The 20,114-nt window shown below is 65.3% G+C and carries 18 protein-coding genes; 7 read left to right on the top strand and 11 right to left on the bottom strand.

Features of this window, described 5'->3' with window-relative positions; genetic code table 11:
- The first annotated feature begins 74 nt into the window (after positions 1 to 74).
- Together ACLV74_RS14895 and asd are read left to right on the top strand one after the other, a co-directional pair.
- A complete protein-coding gene (locus ACLV74_RS14895; RefSeq protein WP_411880176.1) occupies positions 75 to 263 on the top strand; it encodes a heavy-metal-associated domain-containing protein in 189 nt (62 codons plus the stop codon).
- A 75-nt stretch (positions 264 to 338) separates the two neighbouring features.
- Entirely contained in the window at positions 339 to 1,193 is an 855-nt protein-coding gene (asd, locus tag ACLV74_RS14890; protein ID WP_411880175.1) for an archaetidylserine decarboxylase, read from the top strand.
- Here asd and ACLV74_RS14885 read toward each other — a convergent pair.
- The gene (locus ACLV74_RS14885; protein WP_411880174.1) at positions 1,184 to 2,044 is read right to left on the bottom strand and encodes a DUF72 domain-containing protein; all 861 of its coding nucleotides are present in this window, start codon (positions 2,042 to 2,044) and stop codon (positions 1,184 to 1,186) included. The genes asd and ACLV74_RS14885 overlap by 10 nt on opposite strands.
- A 230-nt stretch (positions 2,045 to 2,274) precedes the next feature.
- Here ACLV74_RS14885 and ACLV74_RS14880 point away from each other — a divergent pair, with 230 nt between their 5' ends.
- Positions 2,275 to 3,750: a M20 family metallopeptidase gene (locus tag ACLV74_RS14880; protein ID WP_411880173.1), complete on the top strand. Its 1,476-nt coding sequence runs from the start codon at positions 2,275 to 2,277 to the stop codon at positions 3,748 to 3,750.
- Positions 3,751 to 3,823: 73 nt separating this feature from the next.
- Positions 3,824 to 4,765: a lysophospholipase gene (locus ACLV74_RS14875; protein WP_411880172.1), complete on the top strand. Its 942-nt coding sequence runs from the start codon at positions 3,824 to 3,826 to the stop codon at positions 4,763 to 4,765.
- Here the strand turns inward: ACLV74_RS14875 and ACLV74_RS14870 are convergent.
- The 3 genes from ACLV74_RS14870 to ACLV74_RS14860 all read right to left on the bottom strand — a co-directional run bounded on the left by ACLV74_RS14870 (position 4,762) and on the right by ACLV74_RS14860 (position 7,967).
- Complete coding sequence (locus tag ACLV74_RS14870; RefSeq protein WP_411880171.1) at positions 4,762 to 5,940, bottom strand: MFS transporter; 1,179 nt, start codon at positions 5,938 to 5,940, stop codon at positions 4,762 to 4,764. The two genes, ACLV74_RS14875 and ACLV74_RS14870, sit on opposite strands and share 4 nt — an antisense overlap.
- Entirely contained in the window at positions 5,937 to 6,692 is a 756-nt protein-coding gene (locus tag ACLV74_RS14865; protein WP_411880170.1) for a 16S rRNA (uracil(1498)-N(3))-methyltransferase, read from the bottom strand. Before ACLV74_RS14865 ends, ACLV74_RS14870 begins: the two co-directional genes overlap by 4 nt.
- A gap of 102 nt (positions 6,693 to 6,794) precedes the next feature.
- Positions 6,795 to 7,967 carry an aminoglycoside phosphotransferase family protein gene (locus ACLV74_RS14860; RefSeq protein WP_411880169.1) on the bottom strand — a complete coding sequence of 391 codons (1,173 nt, stop codon included), beginning with the start codon at positions 7,965 to 7,967 and terminating at the stop codon, positions 6,795 to 6,797.
- 105 nt (positions 7,968 to 8,072) lie between these two features.
- Between ACLV74_RS14860 and ACLV74_RS14855 the strand changes: the two genes are divergently transcribed.
- From ACLV74_RS14855 to rsmA, 3 genes are all read left to right on the top strand, one after another.
- Positions 8,073 to 10,535 (top strand): LPS-assembly protein LptD, encoded by a 2,463-nt coding sequence (locus tag ACLV74_RS14855; RefSeq protein ID WP_411880168.1) that lies wholly within the window; start codon positions 8,073 to 8,075, stop codon positions 10,533 to 10,535.
- A gap of 67 nt (positions 10,536 to 10,602) precedes the next feature.
- Positions 10,603 to 11,946, top strand: coding sequence for a peptidylprolyl isomerase (locus tag ACLV74_RS14850; protein WP_411880167.1), 1,344 nt, complete (start codon positions 10,603 to 10,605; stop codon positions 11,944 to 11,946).
- A 127-nt stretch (positions 11,947 to 12,073) separates the two neighbouring features.
- Positions 12,074 to 12,844, top strand: a complete 771-nt coding sequence (gene rsmA / locus ACLV74_RS14845) for a 16S rRNA (adenine(1518)-N(6)/adenine(1519)-N(6))-dimethyltransferase RsmA (RefSeq protein ID WP_411880166.1) — start codon at positions 12,074 to 12,076, stop codon at positions 12,842 to 12,844.
- A gap of 248 nt (positions 12,845 to 13,092) precedes the next feature.
- On the opposite strand, the gene ACLV74_RS14840 is transcribed toward rsmA, so the two are convergent.
- The 7 genes from ACLV74_RS14840 to ACLV74_RS14810 form a co-directional block, all read right to left on the bottom strand.
- A complete protein-coding gene (locus tag ACLV74_RS14840) occupies positions 13,093 to 13,542 on the bottom strand; it encodes a barstar family protein (protein WP_411880165.1) in 450 nt (149 codons plus the stop codon).
- 53 nt (positions 13,543 to 13,595) lie between these two features.
- Positions 13,596 to 13,973 (bottom strand): ribonuclease domain-containing protein, encoded by a 378-nt coding sequence (locus tag ACLV74_RS14835; protein WP_411880164.1) that lies wholly within the window; start codon positions 13,971 to 13,973, stop codon positions 13,596 to 13,598.
- 217 nt (positions 13,974 to 14,190) lie between these two features.
- Entirely contained in the window at positions 14,191 to 16,521 is a 2,331-nt protein-coding gene (locus ACLV74_RS14830) for an NADP-dependent malic enzyme (protein ID WP_411880163.1), read from the bottom strand.
- Positions 16,522 to 16,753: 232 nt separating this feature from the next.
- Complete coding sequence (locus ACLV74_RS14825; protein ID WP_411880162.1) at positions 16,754 to 17,470, bottom strand: ABC transporter ATP-binding protein; 717 nt, start codon at positions 17,468 to 17,470, stop codon at positions 16,754 to 16,756.
- The gene (locus ACLV74_RS14820) at positions 17,463 to 18,254 is read right to left on the bottom strand and encodes an ABC transporter ATP-binding protein (protein ID WP_411880161.1); all 792 of its coding nucleotides are present in this window, start codon (positions 18,252 to 18,254) and stop codon (positions 17,463 to 17,465) included. The genes ACLV74_RS14825 and ACLV74_RS14820 overlap by 8 nt, the downstream gene beginning before the upstream one ends.
- Positions 18,251 to 19,222 (bottom strand): branched-chain amino acid ABC transporter permease, encoded by a 972-nt coding sequence (locus ACLV74_RS14815; RefSeq protein ID WP_411880160.1) that lies wholly within the window; start codon positions 19,220 to 19,222, stop codon positions 18,251 to 18,253. The genes ACLV74_RS14820 and ACLV74_RS14815 overlap by 4 nt, the downstream gene beginning before the upstream one ends.
- A complete protein-coding gene (locus tag ACLV74_RS14810; protein ID WP_411880159.1) occupies positions 19,223 to 20,095 on the bottom strand; it encodes a branched-chain amino acid ABC transporter permease in 873 nt (290 codons plus the stop codon).
- Positions 20,096 to 20,114: the final 19 nt, after the last annotated feature.

The raw sequence follows: 20,114 nt of genomic DNA, 5'->3' as shown, positions 1-20,114 counted from the left end.
CTGGGCTTGACCCTGCCCCCATGGGAAGGTTCAGACTCCAGTCCAAGCCCTTTAACCAACCCAAGGAATCCTCGATGGAATTCAACATCCCCGCCATGAGCTGCGGCCACTGCGCCGGCGTCATCACCCAAACCGTCAAGGCGCTGGATCCGTCCGCGCAGGTCAAGGTGGACCTGGCGGCCAAAAAAGTCGTGGTGGAGTCTTCGCGGGACAGGCCGGCTTTGGCGGCGGCGCTCGCAGAGGCGGGTTATCCCGCACAGTAAGGTGGAAAAACCCGACGCGGATCGCGGTTTGGGCGTCGATAGAATGGCCCTTCCTTCCTCTATTGAAGCCGCCTAGTGTCAGACCGATCCGCCGTTCTCCCCCAATACCTGTTTCCCAAGCAGGCGCTGACTGCCTTTGCCGGTTTCGTGGCTTCGCGCGAGCGCGGCTGGGTCACCACGGAAATCATCCGCCGCTTTGTCGCCAAGTACCAGGTCAACATGGACGAGGCGCTCAATTCGGACATCGCCAGCTACCTGACCTTCAACGACTTCTTCACGCGCGCGCTCAAGCCCGGCGCGCGGCCGCTGGCCGATGCCGAGTTGGTGTCGCCGGTGGACGGCGCGATCAGCCAGTTCGGCGCCATTGAGAAAGACCAGATCTTCCAGGCCAAAGGCCACAGTTATTCCACCACCGCGCTGGTGGGCGGCGATGCGGCGCTGGCCGCGCATTACCAGGACGGCCATTTCGCCACGCTGTACCTGAGCCCCAAGGACTACCACCGCATCCACATGCCCACGGGCGGGCGGCTGGTGCGCATGGTCTATGTGCCGGGCGAGCTGTTTTCCGTCAACCCCGTCACGGCGCGCGGCGTGCCGGGGCTGTTCGCGCGCAACGAGCGCGTGGTCTGCGTGTTTGAATCGGCGCGCGGGCCGTTTGTGCTGGTGCTGGTCGGCGCGACCATCGTCGGCAGCATGGCCACGGTGTGGCACGGCGTGGTGAATCCGCCGCGCGGCAAGGTGGTGCGGCAGTGGGACTATCCCGACGAGCCGACTTCGGCAATCCGCCTCAAGCAAGGCGAGGAAATGGGCCGCTTCCTGCTGGGCTCCACCGTCGTCATGCTGTTTCCCAAAGGACCGCTGCAGTTCAACCCCGAGTGGGCGCCCGGCCGCGAGATACGGCTCGGCGAGGCCATGGCCTCTTACGCCTGATCCGCAGGCGTGAAGCCCAGGCGGCTTAAAAACGCCATGGCCGCCGCCGGCGCCCTTTCCTTGGCGCCGTTGATGAAATACACAAACACGTCGCGCGGCTTGCCATGCGATGGCACATCCTCCAGCGCCGGCAGGTCTGCGGGGGCATCGCCTGCGGCCCACAGCTTCGCGCGTTCAGCCCAGGCATCCAGCGCGCTGTCCTCATAGCCCGTTTCCAGTCCGCCATCGCTCATCATCAGCCGGGCATAGGCAAAGTCGCCCGTGAGGTCGGCAAAGGAGGGGAATTTGTCAGCGTCGGTAAAGACCGTCGCGACCTTGTAACGGCGCGCTAGCGCCAGGTAGTCGGGCGACATGAAACTTTCGTTGCGCACGTCGACCACATGGCGCAACGCCCGGCCGTCCACCTGCTTTGGCAGCAGCGCCAGGAAGGCCTCGAAATCCCCGGCCTCAAACACCTTGCCGGGCATGAACTGCCAGACGATGGGGCCCAGCTTGCCGCCCAGTTCGCTGATGCCGCTTTCGGTGAAGCGCTGGATGGACTCGCCGGCTTCGGCCAGCACCCGGCGGTTGGTCGCGTAGCGCGAGGCCTTCAGGGAAAACACGAAGTTGTCGGGTGTCTCGTCATGCCACTTCCTGAAGCTGGCCGGCTTGAGCGTGCCGTAGTAAGTGCCGTTGACTTCGATGGTGCTCAGCCGACGGCTCGCGTATTCGAGTTCGCGGCTGTGCGGCAGGCCCGGCGGAAAGAAGTTGCTGCGCCAGGGCTCGAAGGTCCAGCCGCCCACGCCCGCGCGGATACGGGAATGGGGTGTGGCGGTGGAGGAAGCGGGCTGTGCGCGGCTTGCTGGTGTCATGGCGGCTCCGTGGCGTACTTTGTACTTGTCTGTTCTCTCGTCTAAATAGAGGGGAAAGAAGAGGGGATATCTTTGCCCTTGCCCGCCGCAGCCGCTGTAGGTCGAAAGCTCAATTTGCGGGTCTTGTGGTACTCAGTGGCGCGGTGTGTGTCGGAAGCGTACAGTAGCAGCTGCCGCAGCAAAACCCTGCCCTGAAAAGCCGTTTTTTTTCTCTCCCCCGGAGTCTTTCCATGAACGCCCCACTGCACCGCGAAATCCCCGCCAGCATCCTCAACGCCGCCCAGGCCCTGTCCCAGGTCACCGCCCAGTGGGACGGCGACATCGTCAAACAGATCACCGACTACATCTCCATCCCCGCCAAGTCCCCCACCTTCGACAGCGACTGGGCGCAGCACGGCTACATCGACACCGTCATGCGCAACGCGGCCGCCTGGGTCGAGGCGCAAAAAGTCGAGGGCCTCACGCTGGAAATCGTGCGCCTGGAAGGCCGCACGCCGGTGCTGTTTTTTGAAATCCCGGCCACGCGCGCCGATTCGACGCAAACCGTGCTGATGTACGGCCACCTCGACAAGCAGCCAGAGTTCACCGGCTGGCGCAATGACCTGAGCCCCTGGGCCGCCAAATACGAAGACGGCAAGCTCTACGGCCGCGGCGCCGCCGACGACGGCTACGCCGTCTATGCCAGCATCGCCGCCGTGCAGGCGCTCAAAGCGCAGAACGTGCCGCACCCGCGCATCGTCGGCCTGATCGAAACCTGCGAGGAGAGCGGCTCCTACGACCTGCTGCCTTACGTCAATGCGTTGCGCGAGCGCCTGGGCGAAGTCGCGCTGGTGGTGTGCCTGGATTCCGGTGCGGGCAACTACGACCAGCTGTGGCTGACGACCAGCCTGCGCGGCAACGCGGCGGGCGTGCTCAAGGTCGAAATCCTCACCGAAGGCGTGCACTCCGGTGATGCCAGCGGGCTGGTGCCCTCGAGCTTTCGCATCATGCGCCAGGTGCTGGACCGCCTCGAGGACAGCAAGACCGGCCGCCTGCTGCCGCAGAGCTTTCACTGCGAAATCCCGGCCGACCGCCTGGTTCAGGCGCAGGCCACGGCCAAGATCCTGGGCGAGGAAATCTACAAGCGCTTCCCGTGGGCGCATTACGACTGCGAAGGCTCCAGCACCTTCGCGCTGCCCACCACCACCGACCCGGTCGAAGCCTTGCTCAACCGCACCTGGCGCCCCACGTTGAGCGTGACGGGCGCCGAGGGATTCCCGGCCCTCAAGGATGCGGGCAACGTGCTGCGCCCCTACACCGCCTTCAAGCTGTCGATGCGCTTTCCGCCGCTGATCGACGCAAGCGCGGCGGTGCAGGAACTCAAGACGCTGCTGGAAGACAACGCGCCTTACCAGGCCAAGGTCACCTTTGAAAGCAACGGCGGCGCCACCGGCTGGAATGCGCCCAGCACCGTGCCTTGGTTTGAAAATGCGCTCAACGACGCCTCGCAAAGCTTTTTTGGCGCGCCCTGCGGCACCATAGGCCAGGGCGGCACCATTCCGCTGATGAGCATGCTGAGCAAGGGTTTCCCCAAGGCGCAGATGATGGTCTGTGGTGTGCTTGGCCCCAAGAGCAATGCCCACGGTCCCAACGAATTCCTGAACGTGCCCTATGCCAAGAAGCTGACCGCCGCGGTCGCGCACGTGATGGCCCGCGTGCCCGGCTGATTCGGGTGAGTCCCCTCTTCTTGCGCCGCGGCTTGCCCGGTGCGGTCCTTTCAGGCCAGGCTGTCGCCGCCGCATGCATTCGACGACTGTCCTAGCGCCCTTCACCGCCCGCGACGGCGAAAACCTGGCCCTGTACGAATGGCCGCTGGACGCCTGGGCCAGCGAAACCGGCCACCGGCCGCTGCCCCCGCGCGCCGTCGTGCTGCTGGTGCACGGCCTGGGTGAGCACGCCAGCCGCTACGAGCATGTCGCGCACCAGTTGCTCGAATGGGGTTTCGCGGTGCGCGCTTACGACCAGCGCGGCCACGGCGAATCAGGCGGTGCGCGCGGCGTTCTGCCCAACGAAAGCGCGCTGCTGGACGACCTGGCCGAAGTCGTCGACGACACGCGGCTACGCTGCATGCGCCTGCTGCAGGGCGACGATGCCTACGACGACCCGCAACCACTGCCGCCGTCCGCCGCCCACCTTCCCCTGATTCTCCTGGGCCACAGCCTGGGCGGACTGGTGGTGAGCCGCTTTGTCGCGCTGGGCATTCGCCCGGTGGAAGGCCTGGTGATGTCCTCGCCGGCGCTGGACGCGGGGCTCAATCCGCTGCAAAAGCTGCTGCTGGCCTTCATGCCGAAACTGGTGCCCGACCTGTGCCTGGGCAACGGCCTGGACGCCCGCTATCTCTCGCACGATCCGGAGGTGGTCAAAAAATACCTGGCTGACCGGCAGGTGCACAGCAGGATTTCGCCCCGGCTCGGCAAGTTCATCGCGACGGCCGGCCCGGCGACGGTGGCGGCCGCCGCGCATTGGCGCACGCCCACCCTGCTGATGTATGCGGGCGCCGACCGGCTCGTCAACCCGGCGGGCAGCCGCGCCTTCGCGGACAACGCCGGCAGGTCAACGGCCGTCACGCCGGGCACGGTGACCGCGCGCTGCTTTGAGAGCCTCTACCACGAGATCTTCAACGAAACCGACTCGGCGCCGGTGTTCGACACGCTCAAAGCCTGGCTGGACGCGCGCTTCTAGGCGCCGGCGGCGTGGCCGCTTTTGCGCCGGCCCAGCGCCAGCCAGGCCAGCGCCGCCGCCGTGAGCCCCAGCGGCAACAAGGAGCCCAGGTTCAGCAAGGCCCAGCCCTGCGTGGTCACCAGCACGCCCGAGGCCAGCGATGAAACCGCCAGTACGGCAAAAATGCAGAAATTGAGCGCGCCCTGTGCCTTGTCTTTTTCCTCGGGGCGGTAGGCCGTGAGCGCCAGCGTGGTGGCGCCGGTGAAGAGGAAATTCCAGCCCAGGCCCAATAAAAAGAGGGCCGCGAGGAACTGCTTGAGGTCCACGCCCGACAGCGCGATCAGCACACACAGCACGTTCAGGGCCAGGCCCACGGCCATGATGGGCAAGGTGCCGAAGCGGCGTATCAGGTGGCCGGTGAAAAAGCCGGGCGCGAACATGCCGATCACATGCCACTCCAGCACGAGCGCGACGCTGGAAAACGGCAGGCCGCAGACCTGCATGGCGATAGGTGTGGCGGCCATTAGCAGGTTCATCACGCCAAAACCCAGCGCGCCGGCGGCCGCGGCGACGATGAAGACGGGCTGCCGCATGATTTCGGAAAGCGGCCTTCCGCCCCGGGCCGCATGGGCTTCAGGCGGTGGCGGAAACTGGATGAATGCCAGCAGCGCCATGGACAGCAGCGCCACGCCGGCCAGCGCAAGGTAGGCGCCGGCAAAGGGCACCTCGGTCAGCCCCCGCGTGCGGGCCGCCAGGTTGGGCCCGGCGACGGCGCCCAGCAAACCGCCGGCCATCACCAGGGAAATGGCTTTTTCGCGAAAGGCCGGCAGGGCCAGTTCGGCCGCGGCAAAACGGTAGAGCTGCGCATTGGCGTTGTAGTAGCCGGCCACCACGGTCGCAGCCACCAGCAGCCAGAAATTTTTGCTGTAAGCCGCATAGCAGCACAACAGAGCCGAGGCCACTGCTACCAGCAACCCCAGCTGGAAGGATGTCTTGCGCCCGAAGCGCGCCTGCGTGCGCGCCACCACCGACGTCGATAGCGCGCCGCCCACCACATAGCCCATGACGGGCAAAGTCGCCATCCAGCCCAGCGGCGCCAGGTTCAGGCCGACCAGGCCGTTGATGGCGATAAAAGTGACGTTGTTGGTCAGGAACAGGCCCTGGCATACGGCCAGCAGCCAGAGGTTGCGGTTCATGCGGCCGAGCCCAGTGTCAGCAGGGACAGGCAGGCCAGCGGCGCGGTTTCAGCCCGCAGCACGCGCGGGCCCAGTGTGACGGCGCTGAAGCCGCAGGCGATGGCGGCGGCCTCTTCGGCGGGGCTGAGCCCGCCCTCCGGGCCGCTCAAAAACGTCAGCGCGCCAGTCCCCGGCACGGCCCGGGTCAGCGGACGGCTGCCTTCCCGCAGCGACAGCAGCAGCCGGGCGTCGCCAGGCGCCGCGTCCCCCGCGTCCTTGAGCCAGTCGGCCAGGCTGGCGACGTCGTGGATCAGCGGCACGCGGCTGCGCCCGCATTGTTCACAGGCGGCGACGGCCACGCCGCGCCAGTGCGAGATTTTTTTGTCGGCGCGCTCGCCCTTGAGGCGCAGCACACTGCGCTCGCTCATCAGGGGCTGGATGCTGGCCGCGCCCAGCTCGGCGGCTTTTTCAACCAGCCAGTCCATGCGCTCGTTGGCCGGCATGCCGACCGCCAGGTGGATGGCGCGGCCGGCTTCTCGCGCCGTGGGGGTGTAGGCGCCGACGATCACCTCGACCTCGCTGCGGCCCATGCGCGCGACCGTGGCTTCAAACTCCCCCTCGCTGCCGGGATGGCCGTCTCCCAGGCCGTTGAACAGCAAGAGCGCGTCACCCGGTTGCATCCGCAGGACCTGGACGTGGCGGGCAGTGGCCGGCGGCAGCTGGACCGTCGTGCCCGGCACCAGCGCCATGTCCGCGTAGAAGCGGGCGGTCATCGCATGGCCTTGGCCGCAGGGAGGGGGTGGAGCTGCGGGTTCATGCGGGCAAAGCCATCGTTGGGGGTGGAAGGGATGTGCGGGGCACGGGCCGGCCAGTCCTCAAAACGTGTAGCCCACGCGGGTTTCGTTGCCTTCGATCTCGTCGAGCAGCACCATCAGTGGGCCCAGCTGCCGGTAGCGCGCGGCGGTGTTGCGGGCGTACTTGATGAAGCGCGGCGTGTCGGCCAGGTACTTGGGCTTTCCGTCACGCAATGTGAGGCGCGCAAAAATGCCCAGCACCTTGAGATGGCGCTGCAGGCCCATCCACTCCACGGCCCGGTAGAACTCGCCGAAATCATCGCCGACCGGCAGCCCCGCCTTGCGGGCTTTTTGCCAGTAGCGCACGCTGATGTCGAGCACAAAATCCTCTTCCCAGGTGAGGAAGGCATCGCGCATCAGGCTGGCGATGTCGTAGGTGATGGGGCCGTAGACCGCGTCCTGGAAGTCCAGCACGCCAAGGCCTGTCGCGCCGGGCTCAGAGGCCATGAAATTTTCCGACGGGCCGCCCCTAGGAAAATTAGCCCCTTGAGGGGGCAGCGTAGTACGCGAAGCGACAAGCGTGGGGGCTATTAGATTCCGCGGCATGAAGTCGCGGTGCACAAAAACGCGCGCGCCATCGAGTGAATTCAGGTTGCTGGCCTTGATCTGCGCGAACAGGCCGTCCAGCTTGTCCTGCAGGCCGGTGTCCAGCGCCAGGCCGCGGTGCTTGCCGACATACCACTCGGGAAACAGCGACAGCTCGCGTGACAGCAGGGCATCGTCGTAGGGCGGCAGCACGCCGGGCTGCGAGGCGAGTTGCCAGCCCACCAGGACTTCGATCGCATCGACATACAAGTCGTAGTGCGCCTGTGTGGGGCTGGCAACGGCGTCAACCCCGGCTGGCGGGGCGATCACCTCCATCATGGTCCGGGCGCCCAGGTCGCTCAGCAGCATGAAGCCCAGCGGCTCATCCCATGCCAGCACGCGGGGTGCGTTCAGGCCGGCGTCCGCCATCAGGCCGGCGACTTTGACGAAGGGCTTGCAGTCTTCCTGCGCGGGCGGCGCGTCCATGACGATAAAGCTGCCCTCCCCGCCGGTGCCGTCCACCCTGAAGTAGCGGCGAAAGCTGGCGTCCGCGGATGCCGGCCTCAGCGTGCCGGCTTGCAGGCGGTGCTGGCGCGCCGCGGCCGCCAGCCAGCCGTCGAAGGCGGCGGCGCGCGCCGGGTCGGCCCAGGCGATGGATGGCGTGCTCATGCTTGCGCGGCCTTCGCCGGGCTTTGCTTCTTTATTCTGGGGACAGGGTGGAGGGTCATGGATAATCGGGCCTGATTTTACAAACGGGTTTATCTCACATAAACGATGCGCCGCGCATCCCCTTCGCCTTTTATTCTCTCCCCGGTAGCTTTTGCTGTCTCCAGGCTGGTCGTGTTTTGCGCCTCGCTGGGGATGACTGTTGCAGGGACGGCGCACGCCCAAGCCGTGCCTGCGGCGCCCGCGCCCGCGCAGGGAGCATCCGCCGCCACGCCGGCCGGGATGGCGCAGACCGAAGGCGCGTTAAAGCTCAGGCCCACCCCTAAACTGGCCGAGGAAGTCTCCAGCGACCCGCTGGACCGGGGGCCCACTTTCATCTTTGGCGACCGCGTGACGGGCCGCCCCGACCTGGAGACGGTGATTGACGGCAACGCGGAACTGCGCCGCGGCGCGACCTCCATCCGCGCCGACCGCATTGAGTACTACCAGCCCGACGACCAGATGAAAAGCCGCGGCAATGTCCGCATCAACCGGGCGGGCAACCGCTTTGAAGGCCCCGAGCTGGAGCTCAAGCTGGACAGGTTCGAGGGCTTTTTCACCACGCCCGATTACCGTTTCCTGAGCAACGGCGGCAACGGCCGGGCCGAGCGGGTCGACTTTCTCGATGAAAAGCACCTGACGGCCCAGCGCGCCAGCTACACCACCTGCGAGCGCGACGACGAGGCAAGCTGGCAACCCGCCTGGGTGCTGCGCGCCAGCAGCTTCGAATTCGACCTGGACACCGAGGTGGGCGTGGCCAACGCCGCAGTGGTGCGGTTCAAGAGCGTGCCCATACTGGCTTTCCCCAAAATAAGTTTTCCGCTCAGCGACAAGCGCAAGTCCGGGCTGCTGCCGCCGACCGTGAGCATGGGATCGACGGACGGATTTGAATTTCGCCAGCCTTATTACTTCAACATCGCGCCGAATCGGGACGCCACGTTTTCACCGGCGCTCCTGAGCAAGCGCGGCCTGGACCTGGCCGGCGAGTTCCGCTACCTGGAGCCTACCTACAGCGGGACGCTGCGCGGCAACTACCTTCCGGGCGACAAACTGCGTGACCGCGACCGGTGGTCCTACAGCTACCAGCACGCCGGCACCATCAACACCGGCCTGCCCTCGGTAGGCAACGTGGGCGTCAACCTCAACATGAACCGCGTCAGTGACAATGACTATTGGCGCGACTTCGCGGCTCCTTCGGGGTCCACCACCCAGCGCTTGCTGTCCCAGGACGTCAACCTGTCATGGAGCAGCGGTTTTCTTTCCACGACCATGCGCGCCTTGAAGTGGCAGACGCTGCAGGACGTGACGTCGCCCATCGTTCCGCCTTATGACCGCCTTCCGCAGTTCACCGCCGCCTACACCCGGGTGGATGCTCCCCTGGGGACCCTGGGCAACGGCTTTGACTGGTCCATCGAGGGCGACTACACCCGCTTTTCCGCGGACAGCCGGCTGACGGGGCAGCCCAACAGCGATCGCGCGTTTACACGCCTGCAGCTCGCCCGGCCCTGGCTGTCGGCTGCCGGGTTCGTCACGCCCAAGGTGCAACTGCACGCCACAACCTACCAGTTTGATTCCATGCTGCCGAACGGGGCCAAAACGGCGTCGCGCGTCGTGCCGACCTTCAGCCTGGACAGCGGCCTGCAGTTTGAACGCAATACCAGCTTCCTGGGCCGCGCCTTCACCCAGACGCTGGAGCCGCGGGCTTTTTACGTCCGCACGCCTTACCGCGACCAGAGCCAGCTGCCCAACTACGATTCCGGTGCCAACGACTTCAACTTCGCGACGGTGTTCACCGAGAATGCCTTTGTCGGCAATGACCGAATTTCCGACGCGAACCTGCTGACGCTGGGCGTGACCTCCCGCCTGCTGGATCCGGCCACCGGTGCCGAAGCCGTGCGCGTCGGCATCGCGCAGCGCCTGCGCTTTGAGGACCAGAGGGTCACGCTGCCCGGCGCGCTGCCGGTCACTGACCGCATCAGCGACTTGCTGGTCGGCGCGTCCGTCAACTGGGTGCCGCAGTGGTCTTTTGACACCACGGTGCAGTACAACCCCAAGACCAAACAGTCCGAGCGCGCCTCCATCGGCGTGCGTTACAACCCGGGCAATTACCGGGTCATCAGCGCCGCATTCCGGCGCCAGCGCGGCGTCAGCGAGCAGGTCGACATAGGCTGGCAATGGCCCATCAATGATTTGTGGGGCGACAAAGGCAAGGACCTGGGCGCCGGGCAGGGCCAGGGCCCGGGACGTTATTACGCGGTCGGCCGGCTGAATTACAGTGTGCTGGACAAGCGCCTGGTCGATTCCATCGTCGGCATCGAATATGACGGCTGCTGCTGGATAGGCCGGGTCGTGCTCCAGCGCTCGCAGATCGGGACGGGCACGTCCGACACCCGGATCATGTTCCAGCTGGAACTGGTGGGCTTTTCGCGCATAGGCGCCAACCCCCTGGAAACCCTCAAGTCAAATGTTCCGCGCTACCAGAACCTGCGTGAGAAAATCGATGCTCCAAGCCGCTTTACCACTTATGACTAAAAACCGCTTTGTTCCAGAATTCTTTCCAGGCTTGTCACGCACAGCCGGGGCGGTGTTTGCGCTCGCTATGCTCCTGACGGCCGCGCAGGCGCCTGCCCAGGGGCTGAAGCCTTCCAGCCCTTTGCGCCTGTCGGATCCGTCCGCCTCGGTGCGGGCACCGGCCCAGGCCGGCGGGCAACGCCAGGCCGATTTCATCGTCGCGGTGGTGAATTCAGAACCCATCACCAACAGCGAAGTCCGCCTCAAGCTGATACGCACCGAGCAGCAAATGCTCCAGCAGGGCGCGGCGCTGCCGCCGCGCGGCGAACTTGTGGGGCAAATCCTTGAACGCATGATCAGCGACAAGGCGCAGCTGCAAATGGCGCGCACTTCGGGTGTCCGGGTGGATGAAAACGCTATTGAGGCCGCGATCCAGACCGTGGCCACCCAGAACCAGATCACGGTGGACCAGTTGCGCGCCCGCCTGAAGACCGACGGCATCGACTACGCGCAGTTCCGCTCCGAGGTGCGCGATGAGCTTCTGGTCAGCCGCCTTCGCCAGCGGGAGCTGGAGTCGCGCGTCACAATCACCGAACAGGACATCGACCAGTTTCTGCGCGACCAGGAAGGCGGCGGCGCCGACCCCTCGTCTGTGGTTCTCAACCTGGGCGAGATCCTGGTGGCGGTACCCGAGAACGCCACGCCGGACCAGGTCGCGGCGCTGCAGGCCAAAGCCCAGCAGGTGCTCGACCGCGCCCGCGCCGGCGGCGACTTCACCGCACTGGCCGCCGAATTTTCCGGCTCCGCCACGCGCGCCACGGGAGGCCAGATGGGCTTGCGCCCCGCCGACCGTTATCCACCCCTCTTTATCGATGCGACGAAGAATGTGCCGGCCGGCGGCCTGGCCGGCCTGGTGCGAAGCGGCGCCGGCTTTCACATCCTCAAGGTGATCGAGAAGCAGCAGGGCGGCATGCCCGGCGCCGTCGTCACGCAAACCCACGCCCGGCACATCCTGCTGCGCCTGAACCCCAAGCAGACGGAAGCCGCCGCGACGGAAAAACTGGCGGAGTTCAAAAAACGCATCCAGGCGGGCCAGGCCGATTTTGCCGCCCTCGCCCGCGAAAACAGCGAGGACGGATCAGCCAAGGAAGGCGGTGACCTGGGCTGGGCCAGCCCCGGCATTTTTGTGCCCGAGTTTGAGAAAGTCATGAACGGCCTGGCGCCCAACCAGATCTCCGACCCGCTGGTGACCCGCTTCGGCGTGCACCTTCTGCAGGTGCTGGAGCGCCGTGAAACCCAACTCTCCCAGCGCGACCAGCGCGAGATTGCGCGTAACGTGCTGCGCGAGAAGAAACAAAACGAAGCTTATGCCCTCTGGGCCCAGGACGTGCGCGGCCGCGCGTATGTTGAGTACCGTGACCCGCCGCAGTGATGTGGCCCCCACGCTTTTCACTTCGTGTAATGCGCTGCCCCCCGAGGGGGCCGCTGCGCCTGCGGTCTGGCAAAGCCAGTCCCGCGGCCCCTGCTGGTTTTTAAGGCGTAGGTAAGGCCGCGATACCGTGAAACACATCCCACGCAAACGCTTCGGCCAGCATTTCCTGACCGACAAGGGCATCATCGAAGACATCGTCCAGGCGATCGCGCCGCGGCCTGGGCAGGCCATGGTTGAAATCGGCCCCGGTTTAGCGGCCCTGACCCAGCCTTTGGTCGAGCGTCTTGGGAACCTCACTGTCATCGAGCTGGACCGTGACTTGGCCCGGCAGCTGCGCGAGCACCCCCAGCTCAGCGTGGTCGAGTCCGACATCCTCAAGGTGGACATTCACGAACTGGCGCGCACGGCCTGCGCGCCGGGGCAAAAACTCCGGGTCGTCGGCAACCTGCCGTACAACATCTCCACGCCCATCCTGTTTCACCTGCTGGGCGCGGTCGACGTGATTGAAGACCAGCACTTCATGCTGCAAAAGGAAGTCATAGACCGCATGGTGGCCGCGCCAGCCACCAGCGACTACGGCCGGCTCAGCGTGATGCTGCAGTGGCGCTACGCCATGGAAAACGTGTTGTTCGTGCCGCCGCACAGCTTTGACCCGCCGCCGCGCGTGGACAGCGCGGTGGTGCGCATGGTGCCGCATGCCGCGCCGGCGGCGCTCGACGTCAAGCTGCTGAGCGAACTGGTGCAGGTGGCCTTCAGCCAGCGCCGCAAGCTGCTGCGCCACACGCTGGGGCAATGGCTCACGGCGCGCGGTTTTACCGGCGCCTTTGACGTGCAGCGCCGTGCCGAGGAAGTGCCGGTGGCCGAGTACGTGGCGCTGGTGCAGGCGCTAGCGGACTGAACGGCCCGGCGTTCCGGCGTAAAAAAAGCCCGTCAAAGACGGGCTTTTTTACGGGCGCCTGCGGCGCCCATGGTGTCGTTTACTTCAAGCAGCTGCGAGCCAGTAACCCGCGTTAAACGGGCTGCTCATGCGCAGCGCCAGAGGTGATACGTCTACCAGTTTGTCGGTAGGCATGACTTCTTCACCTTCTGCAACTGCTTGCTGGGCCTCATTCGCCCGATCCCCTTGGCCGATGTCTGGGGAGCGGGCTACAGAAAAGAATAGAAGCATCTGAACGGTATCTTGCGATCCGCCCAGTAGTCCGATGCATCCCTGAAGATGTCGAGAAGCTGCTCGCGCGCTTCCTTATCGAATTTGGCATTCGCCGGAATCTGCTCGAGCACGACGATAAAGCCGGGCTGCGGGCCTGATTTGTGAACCAGGTCCGTCATGCAGTCGTACAGCGCGTCGAAATTCTTGCCGAAATGCGCAGGGAAGGTGTACTGCGCCGCAATCATGTCCAGCACGTCCTGCTTGCTCTGGGCGTTGCCCAGGTTGGCATACAGGAAATGCTGGTTCAATTGCGTCGCGGCGTCCTGCAGGTCCTGCACGCGGAAGGCACGTATGGATTGAACGATATTGGGCCGCACGCCGCGCAAAGGCGTTTCGCCGTCCTTGCGCGCCGGCGTCTCGTTGTCCCGACGAAGTGGTGTATCCATCTCCGCTACTCTTTCTCTTAAGTCAAAAACTCAAAATAACAACCACAGCTCATTTACTGAACGATTCTGCGAAAACTCGCATAGTGGTCGTCGGTGTAATAACAGGCATCCGGGGCGGCGGGTTTTAACCCACCACAAACAATGCGCCGGGCTCCCCGGCTGCGTACATGAGGTGTTCTGACGGTGTACTCGCGGTAGTAACCACGCTGGTTGGCCGGAAGAAGTCGTTCCCGGTTGCCAAACACCACGCCGTCTTTTTCTTCTCTGAACGGCCCACCCTGGTAAATCAGCGTCATCATGTCGCGCCCTTGCGGGGGCAATTGGGCCGCTGCAATCGTGCCAGCCGGAGCCGGGGAAACCGGACCCTTGGCCTGCACCAAGCTGGGGATTAGCCCGCTCAGGCTGGTTGCCAAGATCAGCAGGCCAACCATCCTGGCCGCCTGCCGACCTCCCCATCCATTGCGCAACATGAAAAAGAAGCCTTTCCTGGAACCTGGAGTCAGCCCGCCGATTTCGGGTTAACCCTTAAATTTCAAGAGAGGTAGTTTGCCGCATGTGGCCAGAAAACGCAAGTGGCTGCTGAAAATTTAGGCAGTAAAGACAGGGATTAATACCCAAATAAGTTAGTGCTGGCTATCTAATGGAGGCTCATCGGGCCGCGTTAGCGTCCGCCACAGTCAGCGCTGTCATGTTGACGATGCGGCGCACGGTGGCCGTGGCGGTCAGGATGTGCATCGGCTTGTTCGCGCCCAGCAGCACGGGGCCGATGGCGATGTTGCCGCCGGCCGCCGTCTTGAGCAGGTTGTACGAAATATTGGCCGCATCAATATTGGGCAGGACCAGCAGGTTGGCCTCGCCCGTCAGCGTGCTGTTGGGCATGATCAGTGCGCGCGCGTCAGCGTCCAGCGCCATGTCACCGTGCATTTCGCCGTCGACTTCCAGCCAGGGGGCTTTTTCGCGCAGCAGTTCCAGCGTGCGGCGCATCTTGAGCGCGCTGGGCAGGTTGGAGGAGCCGAAGTTCGAGTGGGACAGCAGCGCCGCCTTGGGCTTGATGCCGAAGCGCATCATTTCCTCCGCCGCCATGGTGGTGATCTCGGCGAGCTGCTCGGCCGTTGGGTCGCAGTTCACGTGCGTGTCGAGCAGGAAGACCTGGCGATTCGGCAGCAGCAGGCCGTTCATGCAGGCATAGGTGTTGACGCCTTCGCGCTTGCCGATGACCTGGTCCAGGTAGTCCAGGTGGTGGGCGGTGGTGCCCCAGGTGCCGCAGATCAGGCCGTCGACGTCGCCCTTGTGCAGCAGCATGCCGGCAATCAGCGTGAGGCGGCGGCGCATCTCGATCTTGGCGATCTGCACGGTGACGCCGCGGCGCTCCATCATGCGGTGATAGGTCTGCCAGAAGTCGCGGTAGCGGTGGTCCTGCTCGACGTTGACGACGTCGTAGTCCAGTTCTTCCTTCAGGCGCAGGCCGAATTTTTCGATGCGCTGGGCAATGATGGCGGGCCGGCCTATCAGCGTCGGCCGTGCCAGACCCTCGTCCACCACGATCTGGCAGGCGCGCAGCACGCGCTCTTCCTCGCCCTCGGCATAGGCCACGCGCTTGCGGCTTGCGGCCTTGGCGGCCGCGAAGATGGGCTTCATCACCGTGCCAGAGGCGTAGACGAAGCTTTGCAGCTTGTCGCGGTAGGCATTCATGTCCTGGATGGGCCGCAGGGCCACGCCGCTGTCGGCCGCCGCCTGCGCCACCGCGGGCGCGATCTTCATCATGAGGCGCGGGTCGAAAGGCTTGGGGATCAGGTACTCGGGCCCGAACGCGAGTTTCTCGCCCACGTAGGCGGCCGCCACGACTTCACTCTGCTCTGCCTGCGCCAGTTCGGCGATCGCATGCACGGCAGCGATTTCCATCTCGACGGTGATGGTGGAGGCGCCGGCATCCAGCGCACCGCGGAAGATATAGGGAAAGCACAGGACGTTGTTGACCTGGTTGGGGTAGTCGGTGCGGCCGGTCGCCATGATGGCGTCGTCGCGCACGGACTTGACGTCCTCGGGCGTGATCTCGGGATTCGGGTTGGCCAGCGCCAGGATGATGGGCTTGGCCGCCATTTTTGCGACCATGTCCTTCTTGAGCACGCCGCCGGCCGACAGGCCCAGGAAGATGTCCGCGCCCGCGATGACGTCGCTGAGGGTGCGCGCGTCGGTCTTCTGCGCGAACTGGATCTTGTCCTCGTCCATCAGTTCGGTGCGGCCTTCATAGACCACGCCGGCCAGGTCGGTGACGAACACGTTTTCGCGCTGGATGCCCAGCTTGAGCAGCAGGTTCAGGCAGGCCAGCGCCGCGGCGCCCGCGCCCGAGGTCACCAGCTTGACCTGGCCCGGTCCTTTGCCGACCACCTTGAGCGCATTGAGCACCGCCGCGCCGACGGTGATGGCCGTGCCGTGCTGGTCGTCGTGGAACACCGGGATCTTCATGCGCTTGCGCAATTCGCGCTCCACGTAGAAGCAATCGGGTGCCTTGATGTCCTCGAGGTTGATGGCGCCGAAAGTCGGCTCCAGCGAAGCGATGATGTCGACCAGCTTGGCCGGGTCTTTTTCGTCGATCTCGATGTCGAACACATCCACGCCGGCGAACTTCTTGAACAGCACGCCCTTGCCTTCCATGACCGGCTTGGAGGCCAGCGGGCCGATGTCGCCCAGGCCCAGCACGGCGGTGCCGTTGGTGATTACGGCCACGAGGTTGCCGCGGCTGGTGTACTTGAAGGCGTTGTTCGGGTCCTTGACGATTTCCTCGCAGGGCGCCGCGACGCCGGGGGAATAAGCCAGGGCCAGGTCGCGCTGGTTGGTCAGTTGCTTGGTCGCTGCGATGGCCACCTTGCCGGGGGTCGGAAACTCGTGGTACTCAAGCGCCGCGCGGCGCAGTTCGGCACGTTTTTCTTCGCGGTTGGCTTCGTTGTTGTTGGGCATCGCGGCGGGGGTGGTCGGCATCAGCAAGGTCTCCAGCGGAAACGGTCGGGGCGACCGTCAATTTTTTGTAAGGTCTGCGATTGTAGGCCTCTGGAGGGGAAAACCCTAGTAAGTGAATCTACGCAAAAAGGTGCTTCGCCTGTGACTTTTCAGCACGGAAAGACGCTTTCGCGTGAAGCTCGTCCACGATGGCGGCGCGTAGCGGTTTTTTGCGCGCTGTAAGCGCGAAATGCCGCGCAGGGCGCGTCCGCCTTCAGCGCGCCACGCCCAGCAAATGGTCCAGGCGCTCGGGTTGTTCTCGCAGGGCCTGGGCCGTGCCCGCATGCACCACCATGCCGCGGTCCAGCACCACGGCGCTGTCGGAAATCGCCAGGATGGCTTGCGGGTGCTGTTCCACGATGATGGCGCTCAGGCCTTCCTCGCGCGTGATGCGGCGTATGGCGCGCAGCAGCTCTTCCACGATGATGGGCGCCAGGCCTTCCAGCGGCTCGTCGAGCAGCAGCAGTTTTGGATTGATCACCAGCGCCCGGCCCACGGCCAGCATCTGCTGCTCGCCGCCCGACAGCTGCGTGCCCAGGTTGCCCTTGCGTTCGGCCAGGCGCGGGAACATCGCATACACGCCCTCGGGGTTCCACTTGCCCGGGCGCGCCACCGCCGTCAGGTTCTCATGCACCGTCAGCGACTTGAAGATGTTGCGCTCCTGCGGCACCCAGCCTATGCCGGCCGCCGCGCGTTCGTGCGAGGGCAGCCGGTGCAGCGCGACCATGGATGCGCCCGCGCCGAACGAGATGGCGCCGCCATGCTGCCGCGTGGCGCCCGCCAGGGTGTTGATCAGCGTGGTCTTGCCCGTGCCGTTGCGGCCCAGCAGCGCGAGTGTCTGGCCTTCGCCCAGCGTGAACGACACCTCGTGCAGCACCACCGCCTCGCCGTAGCCGGCGCGCAGTTTCTCGACCTTGAGCAGTTCAGCCATGGGCCACCTCCGCCACATGCTCCTCGCCGTGGCCGAGATAGACCGCCTTGACCTGCGGGTCGGCGGCGATCTTTTCCGGCGTGCCTTCAGTCAGCACCGCGCCGTTGACCAGCACCGTCATGGTGGTGGCGAAGCTGAACACCAGATCCATGTCATGTTCAATCAGCAGCACCGACACGTCGGCGGGCAGCGCGGCCACGGTTTGCAGCAGCTCCTCACGTTCACCGGCCGGCACACCGGCAACCGGTTCGTCGAGCAGCAGCACGCGCGGCTCGCAGGCCAGCGCTACGGCGATTTCGAGCAGGCGGCGCTTGCCGTAAGCCAGCACGCGGGTCGGCTGGTCCATCACCTCGGTGAGGTGAAACTGTTCCAGCAACTGTTCGCAGCGTTCGGCCACGGCCCGGTTGCGCCCCAGCGGCTGCCACCATTTCGCGCCTATGCCCGCCTGTTGCGAGACAGCCAGCGCCAGCGTCTGCAGCGGTGTGAGCGAGTCGAACAACTGGTTGATCTGGAAGGTGCGCACCATACCGCGCTTGACGCGCTGGTGCGGTGCCAGGCGCGTGATGTCCTCGCCGTCAAGGACGATGCGGCCCTCGGTCGGCTGCAGCACGCCGGTCAGCAGGTTGACCAGCGTGGTCTTGCCCGCGCCGTTCGGGCCTATCAATGCATGGCGCGCGCCGCGCCGCAAATCCAGGTTGACGTTGCTGGTGGCCGTGATGCCGCCAAAGCGCATCACCAGGCCTTGCGCGGACAGTACCGCGTCGCCCTGCGGGGCCGCGCTCATGGACGGCCTCCGGGCTCGCGCCGCAGCCAGGTCCAGGGCCGCACCAGGCGCTCGCGGCCCACCAGCACCAGCACCACAAGGAACAGGCCTATCCAGAAGGTCCAGTACTGCGGCGTGATGGACGAGATCGCGTCCTGCATCAGCTTGAACACAATGGCCCCGGCCACGCCGCCGTAGAGCCAGCCGACGCCGCCTATCACCAGGATCAGCAGCACGTCGGCGGAGCGGTGAAATTCAAACAGGTCCAGCGACGCAAAACCCGTGGTCTGCGTCATCAGCGCGCCGGCCGCGCCCGCCACGCCGGCCGCCACCGTGTAGACGATCATCAGCCGCGACGCGACCGGGATGCCGATGGCCATGGCGCGCAGGCGGTTGTCGCGTATCGCCTTCAGCGTAGCGCCCAGCGGCGAATGCACCAGGCGGCGCATCAGTAAAAACAACACCAGCAGCACCGCCAGCGAGTAATACGCTGCCGTGCGGCCCGAGAGGTCGAACTCGAAGCGGCCCAGCAGCGGGCCCATGACCACGCCCTGCAGGCCGTCGGCGCCGCCGGTCAGCCAGTCGAGCTTGTTGGCCAGCTCCAGCAGGATCAGCGCCACGCCCAGCGTCACCATGAGCCGCGTCAGGTCGCTGCCGCGCAAGATGGTGAACGAACACACGGCGCCCAGCAGCGTCGCCGTGGCGATGCCCACGGCCAGGCCCACCAGCGGGTCGGGCATGACCAGCTTGGCGAACAGCGCCGCGGCATAACCGCCTATGCCGAAGAAAGCCGCATGGCCCAGCGAGACGATGCCGGTGTAGCCCAGCACCAGGTCCAGCGACACCGCGAACAGCGCGACGATGGCGATCTCGTTGATGAGGGACGCGTGGCTGGGCATCAGCACCGGCGCGATGAAGGCGATGAGCCAGAGCACCGGCTCCCAGGGCTTCATGCGGCTGCTTTTGAGCAGCGATGTCTGGGTGTTCATTTATTTACCCGCCTTGCGCACGAAGAGGCCTTGCGGCCGCCAGATCAGGATCACGATCATCAGGCTGTAGACGATGAAGGCCCCGAGCTTGGGGATGTAGTACTTGCCCGCCACGTCGGCAATGCCCAGCAGCAGCGCCGCCAGCAGCGGCCCGGTGATGGAGGTGGTGCCGCCCACGGCCACCACGATCAGGAAATAAATCATGAACTTGAGCGGAAAGCTCGGGTCCAGGCCCAGCACCTCGGCGCCCAGCGCGCCGCCCAGGCCGGCCAGGCCGGAGCCGATGGCGAAGGTCGAGAGGAACACGATATTCACGTTGATGCCCAGGCCGGCCGCCACGCGCTGGTCGTCCACCGAGGCGCGCAAGCGGCTGCCGAAGCGCGTGCGCGTCAGCACGTACTGCAGGCCCACCGTCAGCGCGGCGCACACCGCGATGATGAACAGCCGGTAGTGGCCCATGCCCAGCATCCAGGCGCCGCTGCCGAGTTCGGTGCGGCCCTTGAGCCATTCGGGCAGGTGCACGATCTGCTGCGTGGATCCGGCGAAGTAGTCCACGCTGGCCACCGCCATGAACACCAGGCCTATCGAAAACAGCACCTGGTCCAGGTGCGGCTTGTTGTACAGCGGCCGGTACAGCGTGCGCTCCAGCACCGCGCCCAGCAGCGCCGAGACTATGAAGGCCAGCGGCAGGCAAACCAGGAAAGGTACGCCGAAATGCTGCATCAGCAGCACCGTGACGTAACCGCCGGCCATGGCGAAGGCGCCGTGCGCGAGGTTGATGAAATTCATCAAGCCCATGGTCACCGCCAGGCCCACCGCCAGGATGAACAGCAGCATGCCGTAGGCGATACCGTCGAAGAGGATAGTGAGCATTTGTCTTTACCAGGAACAC

This window comes from Polaromonas sp. YR568 (assembly GCF_943369415.1).
Taxonomy (GTDB): Bacteria; Pseudomonadota; Gammaproteobacteria; order Burkholderiales; family Burkholderiaceae_C; genus Polaromonas.
Note: the sequence above shows the minus strand (reverse complement) of the source record. Positions and strands in the feature narration are given on the sequence as shown.

What these genes read in the sequence shown, in the direction of transcription:
- ACLV74_RS14850 (WP_411880167.1), top strand. Translation starts at nt 10,603, where the DNA reads ATGCTCCTGACGGCCGCGCAGGCGCCTGCCCAGGGGCTGAAGCCTTCC.
- ACLV74_RS14895 (WP_411880176.1), top strand. Translation starts at nt 75, where the DNA reads ATGGAATTCAACATCCCCGCCATGAGCTGCGGCCACTGCGCCGGCGTC.
- ACLV74_RS14880 (WP_411880173.1), top strand. Translation starts at nt 2,275, where the DNA reads ATGAACGCCCCACTGCACCGCGAAATCCCCGCCAGCATCCTCAACGCC.
- ACLV74_RS14815 (WP_411880160.1), bottom strand. Translation starts at nt 19,222, where the DNA reads ATGAACACCCAGACATCGCTGCTCAAAAGCAGCCGCATGAAGCCCTGG.
- ACLV74_RS14885 (WP_411880174.1), bottom strand. Translation starts at nt 2,044, where the DNA reads ATGACACCAGCAAGCCGCGCACAGCCCGCTTCCTCCACCGCCACACCC.
- ACLV74_RS14840 (WP_411880165.1), bottom strand. Translation starts at nt 13,542, where the DNA reads ATGGATACACCACTTCGTCGGGACAACGAGACGCCGGCGCGCAAGGAC.
- ACLV74_RS14855 (WP_411880168.1), top strand. Translation starts at nt 8,073, where the DNA reads ATGCGCCGCGCATCCCCTTCGCCTTTTATTCTCTCCCCGGTAGCTTTT.
- ACLV74_RS14810 (WP_411880159.1), bottom strand. Translation starts at nt 20,095, where the DNA reads ATGCTCACTATCCTCTTCGACGGTATCGCCTACGGCATGCTGCTGTTC.
- ACLV74_RS14860 (WP_411880169.1), bottom strand. Translation starts at nt 7,967, where the DNA reads ATGAGCACGCCATCCATCGCCTGGGCCGACCCGGCGCGCGCCGCCGCC.
- ACLV74_RS14820 (WP_411880161.1), bottom strand. Translation starts at nt 18,254, where the DNA reads ATGAGCGCGGCCCCGCAGGGCGACGCGGTACTGTCCGCGCAAGGCCTG.
- ACLV74_RS14875 (WP_411880172.1), top strand. Translation starts at nt 3,824, where the DNA reads ATGCATTCGACGACTGTCCTAGCGCCCTTCACCGCCCGCGACGGCGAA.
- ACLV74_RS14835 (WP_411880164.1), bottom strand. Translation starts at nt 13,973, where the DNA reads ATGGTTGGCCTGCTGATCTTGGCAACCAGCCTGAGCGGGCTAATCCCC.
- ACLV74_RS14870 (WP_411880171.1), bottom strand. Translation starts at nt 5,940, where the DNA reads ATGAACCGCAACCTCTGGCTGCTGGCCGTATGCCAGGGCCTGTTCCTG.
- ACLV74_RS14830 (WP_411880163.1), bottom strand. Translation starts at nt 16,521, where the DNA reads ATGCCGACCACCCCCGCCGCGATGCCCAACAACAACGAAGCCAACCGC.
- ACLV74_RS14825 (WP_411880162.1), bottom strand. Translation starts at nt 17,470, where the DNA reads ATGGCTGAACTGCTCAAGGTCGAGAAACTGCGCGCCGGCTACGGCGAG.
- ACLV74_RS14865 (WP_411880170.1), bottom strand. Translation starts at nt 6,692, where the DNA reads ATGACCGCCCGCTTCTACGCGGACATGGCGCTGGTGCCGGGCACGACG.